This is a genomic window from Arthrobacter pigmenti (assembly GCF_011927905.1).
Lineage (GTDB): Bacteria > Actinomycetota > Actinomycetes > Actinomycetales > Micrococcaceae > Arthrobacter_D > Arthrobacter_D pigmenti.
The window spans coordinates 2,323,865-2,339,385 of the sequence record NZ_JAATJL010000001.1; the positions used below are offsets into that span (position 1 = coordinate 2,323,865).

The 15,521-nt window shown below is 65.1% G+C and carries 18 protein-coding genes; 6 read left to right on the top strand and 12 right to left on the bottom strand.

Annotation, left to right across the window (positions count from 1 at the left end):
• Nucleotides 1–44: 44 nt before the first annotated feature.
• From BJ994_RS10715 to BJ994_RS10740, 6 genes are all read right to left on the bottom strand, one after another.
• Complete coding sequence (locus tag BJ994_RS10715) at nt 45–1,022, bottom strand: ABC transporter substrate-binding protein (protein WP_167993998.1); 978 nt, start codon at nt 1,020–1,022, stop codon at nt 45–47.
• Nucleotides 1,019–1,768 carry an ABC transporter permease gene (locus tag BJ994_RS10720; RefSeq protein WP_209066792.1) on the bottom strand — a complete coding sequence of 250 codons (750 nt, stop codon included), beginning with the start codon at nt 1,766–1,768 and terminating at the stop codon, nt 1,019–1,021. Before BJ994_RS10720 ends, BJ994_RS10715 begins: the two co-directional genes overlap by 4 nt.
• Nucleotides 1,768–2,481 carry an ABC transporter permease gene (locus BJ994_RS10725; protein ID WP_167994000.1) on the bottom strand — a complete coding sequence of 238 codons (714 nt, stop codon included), beginning with the start codon at nt 2,479–2,481 and terminating at the stop codon, nt 1,768–1,770. The genes BJ994_RS10720 and BJ994_RS10725 overlap by 1 nt, the downstream gene beginning before the upstream one ends.
• A 1-nt stretch (nt 2,482) precedes the next feature.
• On the bottom strand, nt 2,483–3,601 hold the full coding sequence (locus tag BJ994_RS10730) for an ABC transporter ATP-binding protein (protein WP_167995975.1): 1,119 nt from the start codon (nt 3,599–3,601) through the stop codon (nt 2,483–2,485).
• 286 nt (nt 3,602–3,887) lie between these two features.
• Nucleotides 3,888–4,955: a ribosome small subunit-dependent GTPase A gene (gene rsgA, locus BJ994_RS10735; RefSeq protein ID WP_167994002.1), complete on the bottom strand. Its 1,068-nt coding sequence runs from the start codon at nt 4,953–4,955 to the stop codon at nt 3,888–3,890.
• 173 nt (nt 4,956–5,128) lie between these two features.
• Nucleotides 5,129–5,578, bottom strand: coding sequence for an NUDIX hydrolase (locus BJ994_RS10740; protein ID WP_167994004.1), 450 nt, complete (start codon nt 5,576–5,578; stop codon nt 5,129–5,131).
• A gap of 55 nt (nt 5,579–5,633) precedes the next feature.
• Here BJ994_RS10740 and BJ994_RS10745 point away from each other — a divergent pair, with 55 nt between their 5' ends.
• Nucleotides 5,634–6,596 (top strand): pirin family protein, encoded by a 963-nt coding sequence (locus BJ994_RS10745; protein WP_167994006.1) that lies wholly within the window; start codon nt 5,634–5,636, stop codon nt 6,594–6,596.
• A gap of 47 nt (nt 6,597–6,643) precedes the next feature.
• Nucleotides 6,644–7,123 carry an Lrp/AsnC family transcriptional regulator gene (locus tag BJ994_RS10750; RefSeq protein WP_167994008.1) on the top strand — a complete coding sequence of 160 codons (480 nt, stop codon included), beginning with the start codon at nt 6,644–6,646 and terminating at the stop codon, nt 7,121–7,123.
• A gap of 8 nt (nt 7,124–7,131) precedes the next feature.
• Here the strand turns inward: BJ994_RS10750 and BJ994_RS10755 are convergent, their stop codons facing one another.
• The 3 genes from BJ994_RS10755 to BJ994_RS10765 form a co-directional block, all read right to left on the bottom strand.
• On the bottom strand, nt 7,132–7,326 hold the full coding sequence (locus BJ994_RS10755) for a hypothetical protein (RefSeq protein ID WP_167994010.1): 195 nt from the start codon (nt 7,324–7,326) through the stop codon (nt 7,132–7,134).
• Nucleotides 7,323–7,949 (bottom strand): winged helix-turn-helix domain-containing protein, encoded by a 627-nt coding sequence (locus BJ994_RS10760; protein ID WP_167994012.1) that lies wholly within the window; start codon nt 7,947–7,949, stop codon nt 7,323–7,325. The genes BJ994_RS10755 and BJ994_RS10760 overlap by 4 nt, the downstream gene beginning before the upstream one ends.
• A gap of 90 nt (nt 7,950–8,039) precedes the next feature.
• Nucleotides 8,040–9,269, bottom strand: a complete 1,230-nt coding sequence (locus BJ994_RS10765; protein WP_167994014.1) for an MFS transporter — start codon at nt 9,267–9,269, stop codon at nt 8,040–8,042.
• 152 nt (nt 9,270–9,421) lie between these two features.
• On the opposite strand from BJ994_RS10765, the gene BJ994_RS10770 reads away from it, so the two are divergent.
• Nucleotides 9,422–9,922 (top strand): Lrp/AsnC family transcriptional regulator, encoded by a 501-nt coding sequence (locus BJ994_RS10770; RefSeq protein WP_342450356.1) that lies wholly within the window; start codon nt 9,422–9,424, stop codon nt 9,920–9,922.
• A gap of 30 nt (nt 9,923–9,952) precedes the next feature.
• Here BJ994_RS10770 and BJ994_RS10775 read toward each other — a convergent pair whose 3' ends face one another.
• The gene (locus tag BJ994_RS10775; protein WP_167994018.1) at nt 9,953–10,192 is read right to left on the bottom strand and encodes a DNA primase; all 240 of its coding nucleotides are present in this window, start codon (nt 10,190–10,192) and stop codon (nt 9,953–9,955) included.
• 124 nt (nt 10,193–10,316) lie between these two features.
• Between BJ994_RS10775 and BJ994_RS10780 the strand changes: the two genes are divergently transcribed.
• The 3 genes from BJ994_RS10780 to BJ994_RS10790 all read left to right on the top strand — a co-directional run bounded on the left by BJ994_RS10780 (nt 10,317) and on the right by BJ994_RS10790 (nt 13,091).
• Nucleotides 10,317–10,703 carry a hypothetical protein gene (locus BJ994_RS10780; RefSeq protein WP_167994020.1) on the top strand — a complete coding sequence of 129 codons (387 nt, stop codon included), beginning with the start codon at nt 10,317–10,319 and terminating at the stop codon, nt 10,701–10,703.
• Between the two features lie 115 nt (nt 10,704–10,818).
• The gene (locus BJ994_RS10785; protein ID WP_342450357.1) at nt 10,819–12,423 is read left to right on the top strand and encodes a sensor histidine kinase; all 1,605 of its coding nucleotides are present in this window, start codon (nt 10,819–10,821) and stop codon (nt 12,421–12,423) included.
• Nucleotides 12,420–13,091 (top strand): response regulator, encoded by a 672-nt coding sequence (locus BJ994_RS10790; protein ID WP_167994022.1) that lies wholly within the window; start codon nt 12,420–12,422, stop codon nt 13,089–13,091. The genes BJ994_RS10785 and BJ994_RS10790 overlap by 4 nt, the downstream gene beginning before the upstream one ends.
• A 268-nt stretch (nt 13,092–13,359) precedes the next feature.
• On the opposite strand, the gene BJ994_RS10795 is transcribed toward BJ994_RS10790, so the two are convergent.
• Both BJ994_RS10795 and BJ994_RS10800 read right to left on the bottom strand, forming a co-directional pair.
• Nucleotides 13,360–14,556: a phosphotransferase family protein gene (locus tag BJ994_RS10795; RefSeq protein WP_167994024.1), complete on the bottom strand. Its 1,197-nt coding sequence runs from the start codon at nt 14,554–14,556 to the stop codon at nt 13,360–13,362.
• 21 nt (nt 14,557–14,577) lie between these two features.
• Complete coding sequence (locus BJ994_RS10800; RefSeq protein WP_167994026.1) at nt 14,578–15,483, bottom strand: hypothetical protein; 906 nt, start codon at nt 15,481–15,483, stop codon at nt 14,578–14,580.
• Nucleotides 15,484–15,521: the final 38 nt, after the last annotated feature.

A 15,521-nucleotide genomic window follows, 5' to 3' on the forward strand; every position in this document is an offset into this window, starting at 1 on the left:
GCATGCTGATCAAGCGCGGCTGGGCAGACCCGGGCTGGTGTTTGCTACTCCCCTGCCAGGCCCTTTTCCTCGAGCCAGTCGGCTGCGGCATCTGCGGGGTTGCGCTTCTCGTCGCCGCTGACCTCGCGGTTGAGGTCGATCAGGTCCTCGGTGGTGAGAACGCCGGATACCTCATTGAGCACAGCGCGCGCTTCTTCACCCACGGTGTCCAGGTTGACCAGTGGAACCACCTGCTGGGCAATGAAGTTATTCGCCGGATCTTCCAGCACCACCAGGTCGTTATCCGCGATCGATGGCGTGGTGGTGTAGATGTCGGCCACCTGGATGGTGTCGTTCAACAGCGCTTCCAGTGTCACCGGCCCGCCGCCGTCGTTGATTGCCTCGAAGGACTCCGGCACGCAGCCGTAGTTCTCCTCCAGCCCGGGCAGGCCGTAGGCCCGCTCGGAGAAGGTGCTCGGGGCACCGATAACCAGTTGGTCGCACACCTCGGCCATGTCCTCGATGGAGGTCAGCCCGTACTCTTCCGCGGTGGCCGCAGTGACCACCATGGCGTCCTTGTTCTCGGCCTCCGCCGCTTCCAGTACGCCCAGATTGACGTCCGGGGTCTCGGCCGCGAGGGCGTCGGGCAGTGCCGTCATGATGTCTTCCGCGGATTCCGCGGTTGCCTCGGCGTCCAGGAACAGCAGCAGGTTTCCGCTGTAGTCGGGGATGATGTCGACCGATCCGTCCACGAGTGCCTGGTAGTAGATTTCGCGCGAACCGATGTTCAGCTGGGTGCTGGCTTCAATCCCGGCACCGTTGAGTGCGCCCGCATAGATCTCGGCGATGATCTGGCTCTCCGGGAAATCGGCGGAACCGATGACCAGCGGCTCACCGCTGCCTTCGCCGCCGCCGTCGTTCCCGCCGCCTCCCTGGGGGTCCGAGTTCGCTCCGCAGGCTGTCATGGCCAGCGCGGCAGTCAGCCCGGCGGCCAGTCCCAGCATGCGGCGCCGAACGGGGCGCCCGGTTGTTGGATTACTCATGTTGTTCCTCCTTGTGCACTGACGTGGGCGTCCTGCCCACCTGTCTTTGTTGGTCCTGCCGGGCTGCGCGTTGTGCGCAGGCCGGGAGATACAGCAAATCGTTGGAGCAGCGCCATCAGGCCGTCCACAGCCACCGCAACGACGGCGATAACCACGGCGCCGCCGAAAAGACGTCCGTTATCGCGCAATTGGGTACCTTCGATCAGGAAGACACCCAGCCCACCGAGATTGATGAAGGCGACGACGGCGGCGGTCGCCACCACCTGCAGCACAGCCGCCCGAAAACCGCCGAGGATCACCTGCAGCCCGTTGGGCAGTTCCACCCGGAACAGGACCTGCAGTTCGGTCATGCCCATGCTGCGTGCCGCGTCCACCGTTGCGGGATTCACCGAAGCGATGCCCGAATAGACGCCCGCGAGGATCGGCGGAATCGCAAGCAGCACCAGCGCCCAGATCGGCGGCATCAGGCCGAGGCCCGCGAGCAGCACGAACAGGATCAGGACGCCGAGCGTGGGCAGGGCGCGCAGAATTCCAACACCCGAGACGATGACGACGCGTCCCTTCCCGGTGTGTCCCACCACGAGCCCGATCGGCACCGCGATCGCTGCCGCGATCAGGATGGTCAGTGCCGTGTAGCCAAGGTGCTCCACGATGCGGATCGGGATTCCTCCGGCACCGTTCCAGTTCGCAGGGAAGGTGAGCCACTCGTACATCTGCACGAGGAGGTTGGAACTCGAGTAGTCCATCAGTACACCCCGCCCGCTCTTGAAGCGTCGGACCCCAGATTTGCATCTGCTGTCACCTGCATTGGATCGTCGGAGACCTTCGCACGGCGCGTCCAGGGCGTGAGCACGCGTTCAAGGACCACGAGCATAAGGTCCATGACCAGCGCGAGCAGCAGCGTCACGATGATGCCGATGACTATCTCGGTTGGGAAGTTGCGGTTCAGCCCGTCGGTGAACAGTGTGCCGAGGCTGGGGATACCGATGAGCGCACCCACGCTCACAAGCGAAATGTTGGTTACCGAGATGACGCGCAGTCCGGCGATCAGGACGGGGATCGAGAGCGGTAGGTCAACGGTCAGGAAGCGACGCACGGGTGTGAAACCCATGGCCACCGCCGCCTGCCGGACGCCGTCGTCGATGGAATTCAGGGCATCCAGCGTGGAGCGGACCAGCAGCGCGACTGCGTAGATGGTGAGCGCGACGATCACGTTCACCGGGTCCAGCACCTGTGTGCCGAGGATGAGCGGCAGCAGGACGAACATGGCCAGCGACGGAATCGTGTACAGCAGGGCCGACGTCGTGAGGATGGCTCCGGCGAGCGGCTTGCTGAGGCGCGCAAGTTGCGCAACCGGTATGGCGACGGCCACCCCGAACACCAGCGGCAGGATTGCCTGGACCAGGTGAAGTCCGGTCAGCTCCGCGATGTAGGAGAAATTATCCAGGAACCACTCCATGTCACACCGCCGTGTCGTGGTCGGCGCGGCCCCGGTCCAGGCGTGCATCCTCGATAAGCTCGAGCACCTCCGCCGAACGGACGACGCCGAGTACCCGGCCGTCGTCGTCGACAGTGACGCCTAGGCCCGACGGCGCCGACAGCGCCGCGTCCAGCGCGCGGCGCAGCGAGTCGCCCTTGCGGTAGAGCGAACCGCCGGGCACCACGTCGGCCAGCGAGCGGATGTTCTGCCGGGTCGCGCGGGGTACCCAGCCGTGCGGCCGGCCGTCGTCGTCGACTGCCAGGGTCCAGGAGGATCCGACGTCGACGTTCGGATCAGCAAGCCGGCTCACCCGCACGGTCTCAACCGGGTGCACGGCTACGTTGTCCCCCTCCTGGAACGAGAGGCGACGGAAGCCGCGGTCCCGTCCAACGAAACCCGCCACGAAGTCATCCACCGGAGCGCGCAGGATCTCCTCGGGTGCCGCGTACTGGGCCAGCCGGCCGCCGGTGGCGAAGACGGCCACCTTGTCACCAAGCACGGTGGCCTCGTCAATATCATGGGTAACGAAGACGATGGTCTTTGCTAGGTCCCGCTGGAGGCGCAGCAGCTCCTCCTGCAGTTCGTGCCGCACCACGGGGTCGACGGCGCTGAACGGCTCATCCATGAGCAGGATCGGCGGATTGGCTGCGAGCGCCCGCGCGACGCCAACCCGCTGCTGCTGGCCGCCCGAGAGCTGGCTGGGGTACCGCTTGCCCAGCGCGGAGGCGAGTCCGACGACGTCCAGCAGTTCCGAGGCGCGCCTGCGTGCATCCGCCTTAGGCACTCCGTTGAGGCGTGGGACGGTGGCGATGTTGTCGATCACCGAGCGATGCGGCAACAGGCCTGAGGACTGCATCACGTAGCCCATGGAGCGGCGCAGTTCGGCTGCCTTCTGCTGCCCGACGTCCTGGCCGTCGACGACGATGGATCCCGACGTCGGCTCCACCATCCGGTTGATCATGCGCAGTGACGTGGTCTTTCCGCAGCCCGATGGGCCGACGAACACCGTGATGGCACCGCGGTCGATGTCCATGCTGAGGCTCTCGACCGCGGCGACGCCGCCGGCGTACTGCTTGGTCACGTTTTCGAACCGGATCATCGCGCCGGACCGGCCGCGGTTCGCCGCAGTACCTCGTGCTTGGTCGGTCATGGACGTGGCCTTTCGTCGATAGGAAGCCGGATCGCGGCCGGACCTTCGCGATTGTTGTGCGCCGGAGCGATACGGAAGCGCTCGCGCTCAGGGCTTGGTGTTGTTGAGTCTAGCCATGCGTTCGCGGCAAACAAGCGGATGTATGGCTCATCACGGCACATTAGTCACGAATCGTTAAGAGGGAACCGGTTCCCCCCCCTGTGGTGCCCATGGGTCGGGCACCACAGGGGGGGGTTCAGTCCTCCCTGAAGCGGTTCCGATAGTCCTTCGCCATCGCCGCCTCCTTCACCACTTTGTGGAAGGACCTGGCATGGCGGCGCTGTTCAGCGACGCTCTGCCGACGGTGAAGACTGGCCAGCTCCCGTTCCATCTTCCGGTAGCTCAACCAACGCCGCTCCTCCAGGTTCCCGGAAACGATTGCCTCCTGAACGGCGCATCCCGGCTCACGGTCGTGCGCACAGTCCCTGAACCTGCACAGCGGAAACAGCTCTTCGATATCCCCGAAGACCGCCTCGAGGCCCGCCTCGGCGTCCCAAAGCGCGAAGCCGCGGACGCCGGGTGTGTCCATCAGAACCGAACCGTTCCCGAACGGTATGAGTTCCCGCGACGTGGTGGTGTGCCTACCCTTCCCGTCGCCGGACCGTACATCACCGGTGTCCTGCACCTCCGATCCGACCAGCGCGTTGATCAGCGTTGACTTGCCGGCACCCGAGGGCCCGAGCAGCGCCAGCGTGTTGCCGGTACCGACCCGCGCCTGCAGGGCATCAAGGCCGTCGCCGGACTCAGCCGAGGTGGTGAAGACCTCGACACCGCGGGCACGTTCCACGGTCTGGGCAACCACTTCGTCGAAGCGGTTGCTCAGGTCGGCCTTGGTCAGGATGACGATCGGCACCGCCCCCGAATCCCACGCGGCAACAAGCGTCCGCTCGAGCCGGTTGGTGGAGAGTGGGCGATCGATGGGAACCACCACGCCCACAAGGTCGATGTTGGCGCCCAGCACCTGCACATCGGCCAGCGGGTCGTGCGCTTTCTTCCGCTGCAGTGTGGAGCTGCGCGGAAGGAGGCCGACGACGGCGGGTGGCGCCGCGCCGTCGTCGTTGGTAAGGGCCACCCAATCGCCCGTGACTTCAGCGCCGTCACTCAAGGCGTGCACCGGCCCGGAGTCGGTAGCGAGCAGCACCCGCCCCCGATCCGACCGGATCACCCGGGCAGGTACGGACGCGGATGTGCCAGTGGCTGGAAAACGAAAGGAAAAGAGACCGCGAATGCGATCGGTGAAACCGTAATCGGTAAGAGTATGCAACGAAAGGTCCTCTGATGGGGCCTTCCGCGCGGACGGCGGCTGAAGCCTAGCGCATCCGGTGGAAGGCGAAGTTCATGGGGTGTGTGGCTGGAGAAACGGCAGCGACAATGACCTTGTTCATGACTTCACCTCCTGTACTTCGGTTTGCGCCCATCGGAAATCGGGCGGATTCCTTATGGTAGCGCGCGGTCGGGACTTTGGTAAGTGAGCGCCAGGGCCGCGTCGACCAGGCTCACGCGGTGAAGATTCGGCACTGCGTCCAGCTCAATCCAGGCGGCTTCGTCGGTGGATCCGGCAACCTCGTGCACAATCGCACCCGATACTGTGTGAGCCCGATAGATGATGCGCAGGGCATGGAGCGGGCGGTCATCGCCGGACTCACGGTCCTTGGCTGGGATGTGCAGGCTGTCGACGCCAAGAAGTTCATCCAGCTGGACCGTGTATCCGGTCTCCTCCCGCACCTCGCGTACCGCCGCGGTGGGAGCGTCCTCGCCTAATTCGAGTCCTCCGCCGGGCAGCGTCCAGCCGGTCCTGCCATGCTCGTTCCAATGCGCGAGCAGAATGCGGCCTGCTTCAATGACGACGGCGTACGCACCAACCCGGGTATCCCACTCATAAGCCATTCCAGCAGTCTAATCAGCGGGCGTATCCTGAACTCACCCATCCGGCAGGAGGCCCATGAGCAATCTCGATACACGCCCGGTTCCGTCTGCGTGCGAATCCGCGGCGCGCCGGGAACCTGTTCTTGAACTGCTGCCCGAACGCGAGGTTCCGCTCGGGGGCGTCCGCGCAATGAACGTCCGCAGAACCCTTCCCCAAAGGTCGCTTCCCACTATTGGCGCGTGGTGCTTTCTTGACTCGTTCGGACCAGACCGGACCGCCATGCGCGTACTCCCCCACCCGCACATCGGACTGCAGACGGTGACCTGGCCGTTGGTCGGCCAGGTACGGCACCGCGACAGCCTGGGGTCCGACGTCGTTGTCCGCCCCGGCGAACTGAACATCATGACCGCAGGCAGCGGAATCTCGCACTCCGAATTCAGTCCGCACGATGAAATCCTGTCGGGGCTTCAACTCTGGGTCGCGCTGCCCGGGCAGGCGGCATCTGCACCGCCGTCGTTCGAGCGGCATGCCGATCTGCCCCGAATCACCGGTCCCGGCTTCGAAGGCACAGTGATGGTGGGGCAACTGGGAGGCGCGGCCAGTCCCGCTTCGGTGCATTCGCCGCTTGTTGGGGCAGACTTCATTTCCGACGACGGCGGGATGGTCCAGCTGGACGTCGAGGATACGTTCGAGCACGGTGTACTTGTCCTCGAAGGGGCCCTTGAGGTTGAGGGCCGAAGCATCGAGTCTGGCCCACTCGCCTACCTCGGCACCGGACGGTCCACCCTCCGGTTCGCTGCACGCCCGGGCACACGCTGGATCCTGCTCGGCGGGGAGCCGTTCGCAGAGGACCTGCTGATGTGGTGGAATTTCGTGGGCCGCAGCCATGACGAAATCGCACAGGCCCGTCAGGACTGGGAAGACGGACACCCGAGATTCGGGGCTGTGGACGGCCACGGCGCTGAGCGCATCCCGGCACCCGCGCTTCCCGCAGTCCGGCTGACTCCACGCCGTCGGAAGCTTCCGGGGCACGAGTAGGCTGAAGGAACGCGAAGTCAGCACAGACACGGAGGAAGGCAGCGGCGTTGGCAGATCCAGGGAAGCAGGACGGGCTGGATGCCGTCGATCGCCGGATCGTGCAGGAACTGCTGGCCGACGCGCGGATCACCAACGCGCAGCTTGCTGAACGGGTGGGCGTTGCCCCCTCAACTGCGCTGCTGCGTACCCGTCAACTCTCCGAGCGGGGTGTCGTGAGCGGCTTCCATGCCGAACTGAACCTGCCCGGTGTCGGCAGGGCGGTGCAGGCTCTGATTTCCGTTCAGTTGAAGGGCCACAACCGCGAGGAAATCGACCGGTTCACCTCGCGGATCACAACCCTTCCCGAGGTGGTTTCAACCTTTCACGTCTCGGGTGCAGTAGATTATCTGCTTCATCTGGCGGTGGCTGACACGGACGCACTTCGGGACTGGGTGCTGGACTACCTGACCACCGACCCCGTGGTGGGCCACACGGAGACAACCCTGGTTTTCAACCACATAAAGGGAAATCCGGGACTGCTGCCCTGACCAGCCGTTCAGAGCCAGAGGCCCGAGTGGCGTGTTGCGGCCACATCGCGGGAATGCTCTTCGTAAGTTGTGTGGCGTGCGGCGGTTGAATGTCCTGCTGCGAGCTGTTCGCCGGCGCTGACCAGCCAACGGCCTACAACTATGAGCAGGGCATCGAAGCCCTCAGGACGGGCCGGGCTGGAGAATCCGGTAAGCGCAGTCATGGTGTTTTCTCTTTTCGTGCGGGGGGCTCAGGAAACTGGCCCTGGATGATGGGGAAAGTGTTGAGGTGAATCTGAACGGCTTTGGCATCCGGATTATCGTTTGCCCCGGGCCGGTACTTTTCGAACAGCTCGCGGGATACGCGCATCAGTTCATCTGACAGCTCGGCCAATTGTTCGACCGTCAGGCGGGCGTTGAGGGTGGAGATCACCGAGGCCTCAAGCCACTCATCAGGCAGCACGTGCGGACCACGTTCCATGTAGTCCTCCAGCAGGGCTGCCCTGTTGTGGCTGAACTCCCGGTTCACGATCGCGGCAACGTCCCGGGTACCCGGGTCGTGGGCGATCTCGCTGGAATACAGGCTGAGGGCGCCCGGCGGGCGCTCCCACCAGCGTTCGCGCGCGGATCCTTTGCCCTCCAACTCGCGCACCAGCTCATGTTTGGCGAGCTGCCTCAGGTGGTAGCTGGTGGACCCGCTGGACTCCCCCAGCCGGGCGGCCAGCACGCTGGCCGTCTGTGGACCGAACTGCGATAGCGCATTGAGAAGCTGAATCCGAAGCGGATGAGTGAGTGCCTTCAAAGCGCTGACATTTACTGTGCGGTCGGCGGGCTGGCTTGAGTCCATAACCCCTAGATTACAGCTGCAAAGATTTCTTTGCAACACTTTATTTGCAATGGATTCTTTGCATCTGGAATCGCTTCCTGAATCGCGGCTTCAGGGCTGCCCTGTCCGCCAAACCAGCACGGCCATCCCGGCGCTCGCAATCGCGATCACGCCCGCGAAAAGTGCCACCGCAGCGGATAGGCCCAGGGCATCTGCTGCCAGTCCAAGGCCCAGCACCGGCACCGCGCTGCCGAGATAAGTGATCACATAGACCGTGCTGATGATCTGGGCGTGCTGTGCGACCTCGACCTTTAGTGCAACCTCGTTGAACGCTGTCCGGAACGCGGTTCCCTGCCCGACTCCAGCCACTATGCACGCCGTTACGAGGAGGAGGATGCTGCCCGTTGCGCCGGCAATCGGCATGAGCGCCACCCCGAGGGTCATGGCAACCAGACCGATCGGTGCCGAATGACGGACACGAAGCGGGAATAGTTGGCTGACTGCCGACACCGCGAGCACCAGTCCCGCAAGCAGCCCGATGAGGGGACGACCGGCGTCGTCGGCGATCTGCGCGAAGTAGGTGGGGGCAAGACTCAGCGCAAAGCCGAACAGGGAGAAACTCAGAAACCCGATGGTCGCAGCAGTCCAGAACGCCCGGGCAGCAGCCCGCGACACCGTGGGCCGGCGCGGCTTCAGCGCCGAGAGTGGACGCCCTGCGGGCGCATTGATGGCGGGGCGCGCATCAAGCAGCACGAGGGGAATCAGCAGGAGCAGCAGGAAGACGGCATAGATGCCGAACGGCAGGCGCGTGGGTTCGGGAAGCAGCGAGAGCAGCCCGCCGATCATCGGCCCCGCTGCAACACCGCCGGCCGACGCTACCAGGGTGAACCGGGAGGCCCACTCGGGCCGATGCGGAAGAAGGTCACGCAGGGCCGCGGCACTGGCGCCCGTCGCGCAGGCCACCGCCGCACCCTGGAGGCAACGGCCAAGAATGAGCATCGGCAGGGAGGTTGCAGCACCGAACACCACGGCGCCGACCACGCCCGCCCCGACCGCAAGCACGAGGGCGGCCCTTCGCCCGATGTGATCGGACCAGTGGCCAACCAGCAGCAGTCCGGCCACGAGCACGAAGACGTAGGCCGCGAATGCCGCAGTGGTGTCAAAGGCACTCAGCCCGAGGTTGGATCGGATGAGCGGATAAAGCGGCGTGGCGAGGTTCGCCCCGACGAGGAGCGTTGCGATGACGACGACGGCGAGCACCAGCCGGGCGCTAACGGACGCATTCCAGCGTCGGCTTTGCACCGGCGCCGGGCGCATGCGGAGTTCACTGATGACGCTCATGCCGGTCCTCTTCGTATTGTTCTAACGCTTCCACCATTTCACTTATCGATGGTGAGTGAAGATGGTTAGACCGTTGCGTTCTGAACGCATACCCTGAACATTGTGCTCAACTATCGTGGGCAGAACTGCCCTGAGATGAGCTGAACGAGGAGGTGTCCATGCTTGACCGCACCGATGTGCGGCTCCTGCTGGAACTGGTGCGTGACCCGCGATCGCAGGTCAGCCAGCTCAGCGAGACGCTCGGAATGGCCCGCAACACTGCGCAGGCCCGTATCCAGCGGTTGTTCCGCTCAGGAATCCTGCGCCGTAGCGGGAGGGAACTGGACCTTGCGGTCCTTGGCTATGACGTCGTCGCCTTCGTCACTATCGAAGTGACCCACCGCGAACTCGACGGCGTGATCACCGCTCTGCGGAGGCTGGACCAGGTACTTGAGGTCCATGAGATATCAGGCAGGGGCGATGTGTGGTGCCGGGTCGCTGCCAAGGACACCCACCATTTGCAGTCCGCCCTCCGCTCGGTGCTGCGCATCAAGGGCGTGATTCGCACCGAGACTGTGCTGGCGCTGCACGAGCACATCCCCTACCGGACCGAACCGCTCCTGGACCGGCTGCTGGCTGACAAAGCGCAACAGAAGCCGGACACGCGCCCGTAGGTTGGCGCGGCATAGTGCGTGTGCGGCCGACTAGCCGTCGTCCTCGTCGCCTCCGCCGCCTTCACCGCCGTTGTCGTCAGCGCCATCATCTGCGTTGTCATCAGCATTGTCGTCTGCGCCGTCATCCGCGCCGTCGTCGTTATTTCCCTCTTCCTGCTGCTGCTCCTGGTCCTGGGGAACGTCCCCGGGAGCCGTGTCATCGCAGCCCACGAGGAACACTGCACTGACTGCAAGAACTGCTGCAAGCTTCTTCAGATCATTGAGCGGCATCGCGCTCTCCCTTCGGATGGATTGTTGCTCCAGCCTAGGCCGAGGTAATGAGAAGCGGATGAGAACCGCAGAAAGTACGCGGATTTCTCATCTCCATCTCATGATGAATGGGGATACTTGACTCATGAAACGGTCGAAAGCGCACACCTGGCTCATTGCAGCGGCCAGCGCCGGGGCCGTCATCGCGGTGGGTCTTGGACTGTTCGGAGCGCTCAGGAGCCCCGGGCTGATTCCGTTGGGACCGGCAGTGGGCGTCACCACCGAGACCCCGGAGCCTCCGGGCACACCCACGCCAACACCTTCCGAAACTCCTTCCCCGCCCCCTTCGCCCTCCAGCGAACCGCCCTCCCCTGCGCCCGAGCCGACCCCAACGCCCGCTCCGTCAGAAACAACCGAGCCGCCCGCCGTGGTTCCGGTGCCGCCGCCCGCCACAGAGGACGGCGACGACAGCGATGATGACGGCGGGGACGACGACGGCGGCGATGACGACGACGGCTTTGACGATGAATAGGTTCAACGCCGGAGCAGACGCGGCAGTCTCCGGGGGGCCCTCATCACCACACCCATCCTCACCGCCACCTTCCTCCGATCCGGCGACCGGTTCAGCGCCGACCGAGGCAATTCGGGTGCCACCGGCAGGACCGCCGACGGAGCGACTGCCGAACTTTCCGCCGCCTCCAGCCGCGCAACCGACGATCCTCGTCAAGGTTCCGCGCGCTGTCGACACTGAGCCGGGGACGGAAGCCCGCGGGCGCCGCCGTTTCCGGAGCAGGTTCCCCAAGGCCTGGCGCGGCTATTCGACCGTGCGCACCAGGGTGCTTGCCGCGATGCTTGCCCTCAGTGCGTTGGGGTTGCTGCTGGCCGGCGTCACCGCCTACGCGCTCCAGCGCAATGACCTCAACAACGAGATGGACGACTCCCTGACCCGGAGCTTCCAGGAGTTCGAGACACTGCTGGCCACGGGCATCGACCCAAATACTCGTGAGCCGTTCGTCGAAGCGGACCAGCTGGTATTCCTCGTCATGCAGCGGACTCTCACCGAGCCCAACGAAGGAATGATGGCCCTCCGTGGCGGACAGGTGATCTTCTTCGCCAATGAGGAGGTCGACGTGCGGCTCGAGGACGACGACGACCTCCTGAACTACGTGAACAATGTAGCGCCGCAGAACGAGGTCACCATCGACTCGGTGAATACTGACGCCACCACCTACCGCGTGATGGTGGCGCCCGTGCAGCTTGCCGAGGACACCCAACCGACCTTCTTCGTCCTGGGCTTCGACGCCGAAGCCGAGTACGGTCAGCTCAACCGCACGTTCGGCACCTACGCGCTCATCAGTTTCGGCACCCTGGTGCTGATCGGCGTCGTCGGTTTCCTGCTTGTCGGCAAACTGCTCGACCCCATCCGCCGCCTTCGCACCACCGCCCAGCGCATCACGGACACGGACCTTTCACAGCGCATCCAGGTGACCGGCAACGACGACCTCTCCGAGCTCACCCGGACGGTCAACGCCATGCTGGACCGGCTCGAAGGCTCATTCACCTCGCAGCGGCGGCTGCTCGACGACGTCGGCCACGAACTGCGAACACCCATCACCATCGTCCAGGGGCATCTCGAACTCCAGGATTCCGAAGACCCACCTGACGTGCGCGCGGTCCGGGACATCGCCCTGGACGAGCTCGACCGCATGCGCATGCTCGTGGACGACCTCGTGACCCTCGCCGGGATTTCCGGGCCCGACTTCGTGCGCCTTGAACCCATCAACGTGGGACGCCTGACGGACGATGTCATGGACAAGGCACGCTCGCTTGGATCCCGCCGCTGGATCGTGGACGGGCGTGCCGAGGCCATCGCGATGCTCGACCCGCGCCGGATCACCCAGGCATGGCTGCAGCTCGCGGCGAACTCGGTCAAGTTCACGGAGGAGGGCTCCACCATCGCCCTTGGCTCGCGGAGGGACGACGACGGCGTCCGGCTGTGGGTGCGGGATGAGGGCACGGGCATTGCGCGGGAGGACCAAAAGCGGATCTTCGAACGTTTTGAGCGCGGTGCAAGTAGCAAGCGAACCGAAGGTGCCGGCCTGGGACTTACCATCGTAAGTGCAATCACCGAGGCGCACGGCGGGCAGGTTGAGCTGATGTCCGCCCCGCAGCAGGGGTCCACCTTCACGATGGTTCTTCCGCCCCTGCGCACAACTGCCCCGGAGACGCACGAGACGAGAGGACGGCAGTGAGCCAGATTCTGATTATTGAGGACGAGGAACGGATCAGCTCTTTCGTGGCCAAGGGTCTCCGTTCCGCGGGTTATGTGCCGACCGTCGCAGACAACGGCCGGGACGGCTACCACCTCGCGCAGACCGGTGACTTCGAACTCATCGTGCTCGACCTTGGGCTGCCCGACCAGGACGGTTTCACCGTGCTGCGCCGAATCCGCGAATCGAAGAACGCGACGCCTGTCATCATCCTCTCTGCCCGGAGTTCCGTGGACGACACGGTAGCCGGGCTTGAGGGCGGCGCTGACGACTACATGTCCAAACCATTCAGGTTCGAGGAACTGCTCGCCCGAGTCCGGCTACGCCTCCGACAGGAAACACCGTCCGCCGACAACTCGGTACTCTCCCACAGCAACCTTCAGCTCGACCTGCGGTCCCGGCGGGCGCTGGTCAACGGCAAGGAGATCGACCTTTCGGCACGCGAATTCGCGCTTGCGGAAGCGTTCCTGCGCAACCCCGGCCAGGTGCTGAGCAGGGAGCAACTGCTCTCACGCGTGTGGGGTTATGACTTCGATCCCGGCTCCAATGTGGTGGACGTATATGTCCGGTACCTGCGGAACAAACTGGGCGCGGAGCGTTTCGCCACCGTACGCGGAATGGGTTACCGGTTGGTGTCAGAAGACACCTGAAACGCACCGCTTCAGCTGGCCCGATCCGGTCTTCACATGGACGGACCCGGGTGCGGTTGGGGGAACGCACCCGGGTCCTTCGGAAGTGGCCGCCGGACTATCCTGCCCCAGGCTGGCCACTGGTCTGTAAGCCACGTTCGCCGCGGAAGAGCGCCGTCGTCGGGCGCCGTCCGGGTTGTCGGTTGACGTTGCTGGGCTGCTTCCAAGCATGGCGGCCCAATGTGAGAGGCGGAGGAGCCGTGCATGAGAGTGCTCTCACAAACGCGTGTCAGTTGCAGGCGGCGCTCAGAAAGGTTTCCGCAACAACCAGGCGTCGCTGCGCATCCTGACGCCAGCGCTCGCCCGCGCGCGCAGGTGCTGCATGCTTGGCTCCGGCGACAAGAGTGAGTGCGACCCCCGCGGCTCGCGCATTCAGCGCTGCCCGGTCAACCCGCGTCTCGAAGTCTTCGGCGAATCGCGCGACAGCTGCAGGAACGTGCACGTAGCGATCGTCCAGGCAGGGAAGGACGGCGAGATGGGCGAGGAAGCAGGCGAGGTCGTCAACGAGGTGGCCCGGGCCAAGGGCATCGACATCCAGCAGACCCGTCACGTGACCGTCGGCGACCAGTAAGTTTCCCTCGTAGAAGTCGCCGTGGGTGGGCACCAGCGGACCGGTCGGCGCCGATCGCACAACCTGTTCCACACGTGACGCAAGCGCCGTGATCCGCTCCGCTTCCGCCGGAAGTACGGCCGCAGCGCCCTTCGCATAGTCCCGGACGCGTTCCGCCCAGGACTGCCGCGCGGGAAGCTCCAGCGCGGCCGGGGGGAACCGTTCCAGCAGCTCGACCAGCGCGAGAGGGTCCAGGTCCCGCGCTCCGTCCGCCATCAGCCGTTCCGCGAGCGGCACTCCGTTTGCAGCCTGGGTGACGAGGACGTCCTTCCCGGGCGAATCGAAGGTTCGTGGGACAGGAACACCCACTCCGTAGAGGAGCTCGTGGCGGTCACGAAGCGCAGCCGCCCGCCCGCGCCGCAGTACTTTGAGGAACATACTGCTTCCCGCTCCCTCGGCGCGCAGAACCGCGCGGCGCAACGGCCGGTAGCTCACCGTGGTGATGTTGGCGGCATCGATACCGAACAGCGCCGGGCCCACCGACCGCGCGTCACTTGCCCACGGCATACCCGGCAGGAGTGGGTCGTGCGGGTGGCTCCAGGCGATGAGCTCCTCACCGCGTGGCCCGGCGACCCTCGCAGAGCGAGGCGGGTTCCCAGGCAACTCCGCGGTCGTTACGCAGAGGAATCCGTCCAGAACCGCGCCGGCATGAATGGTTTGAACAGCGAAGATTCCCGTAACTCCGGCGCCCGGGCGGTGGTGAATCCGGAGCAGGCGCCATCCCTGCACGGTGGTTCCGAGCACTGCCGCGGCAGCTTCGATCGAAGGGCCGATACCGCGCCCTTCGAGGAGCGCCAGTTCGTCGGACTCGCTCATTGCGAGCGTGATTCGAAGCTCCTACGCGCGGCGCCGCTGCAGGATATCGTCCAGATTCATACGGGGAGTGGCGGGCGCCTCAACTTTCGGGGCCACCGCACCGTTCTTGATGGGCGTCTTCGTCTGCGGCTTTGGAGCGTCCGGCAGATCAAGGGGAGCAGGGTCCCCACGTTCGGCCTTTGGCGCCTCAACGTAGGTGGGCTTGGGAACCTCGACGGGCTGCCACGGCGCCCCCTGCCCGATCGCCGGGTCTCCCGCTTCCGCTGCCACGGCCAGCGCCGCAGCACGGAGCTCAGCGGCAGTGAAGGGGTTGGCAACCGGTTCGGAGGCGTCGTCGTCGTCGGCTGTTGTGGTGCCGGCAGGCGCGCTCTCGCCGTCAAACAGTTTGGTGGGGCGCTGAACCGCGGGATCCTCGTGTTCGGCGGGCGCGGCCGACTGTTCCGCTGCCGGGCGTGCAGCACCGGCACGACGACGACGGCGGTCGCGAAGGGCAAGCGTGCGCAACGCCACCACGCTGACTATGGCGACCAGCAGCGCCAACACCGGCACAACGGAGGGAATCACGGCCATCACGGCAAGCACGGACGTGACCAGCGCAGTTACAACACTCACGGAGCCAGCAAGGGCAATACCCAACCGGCCCCAACGCACCCGGAACTCCGGCGGCGCAGGGTGCGTCCGCTGACTGGCGCCCGAAGCGACATTTCCTGCGCGGCGGGATGCGGAAGCGGGTTCCTCTGTGCTGGACATGTTCATGACGCTCCTTTGGAAACCGGCGTCCCCGGCTGCGGTGCTGGAAAGTGCGCTAGTAATGGATCCGACGGCCGGCTGGGACACCCGACGACGCAGAAGATACGGGGCAACCCAGATAAGCCAGAGCCCGACAATCGCCGCCAGTACCACCGAGCTGTTCAGAGAGAAGTCCACTTACAAAACGTTAGGAGCAGAGTGGGCCGTGGACCCTC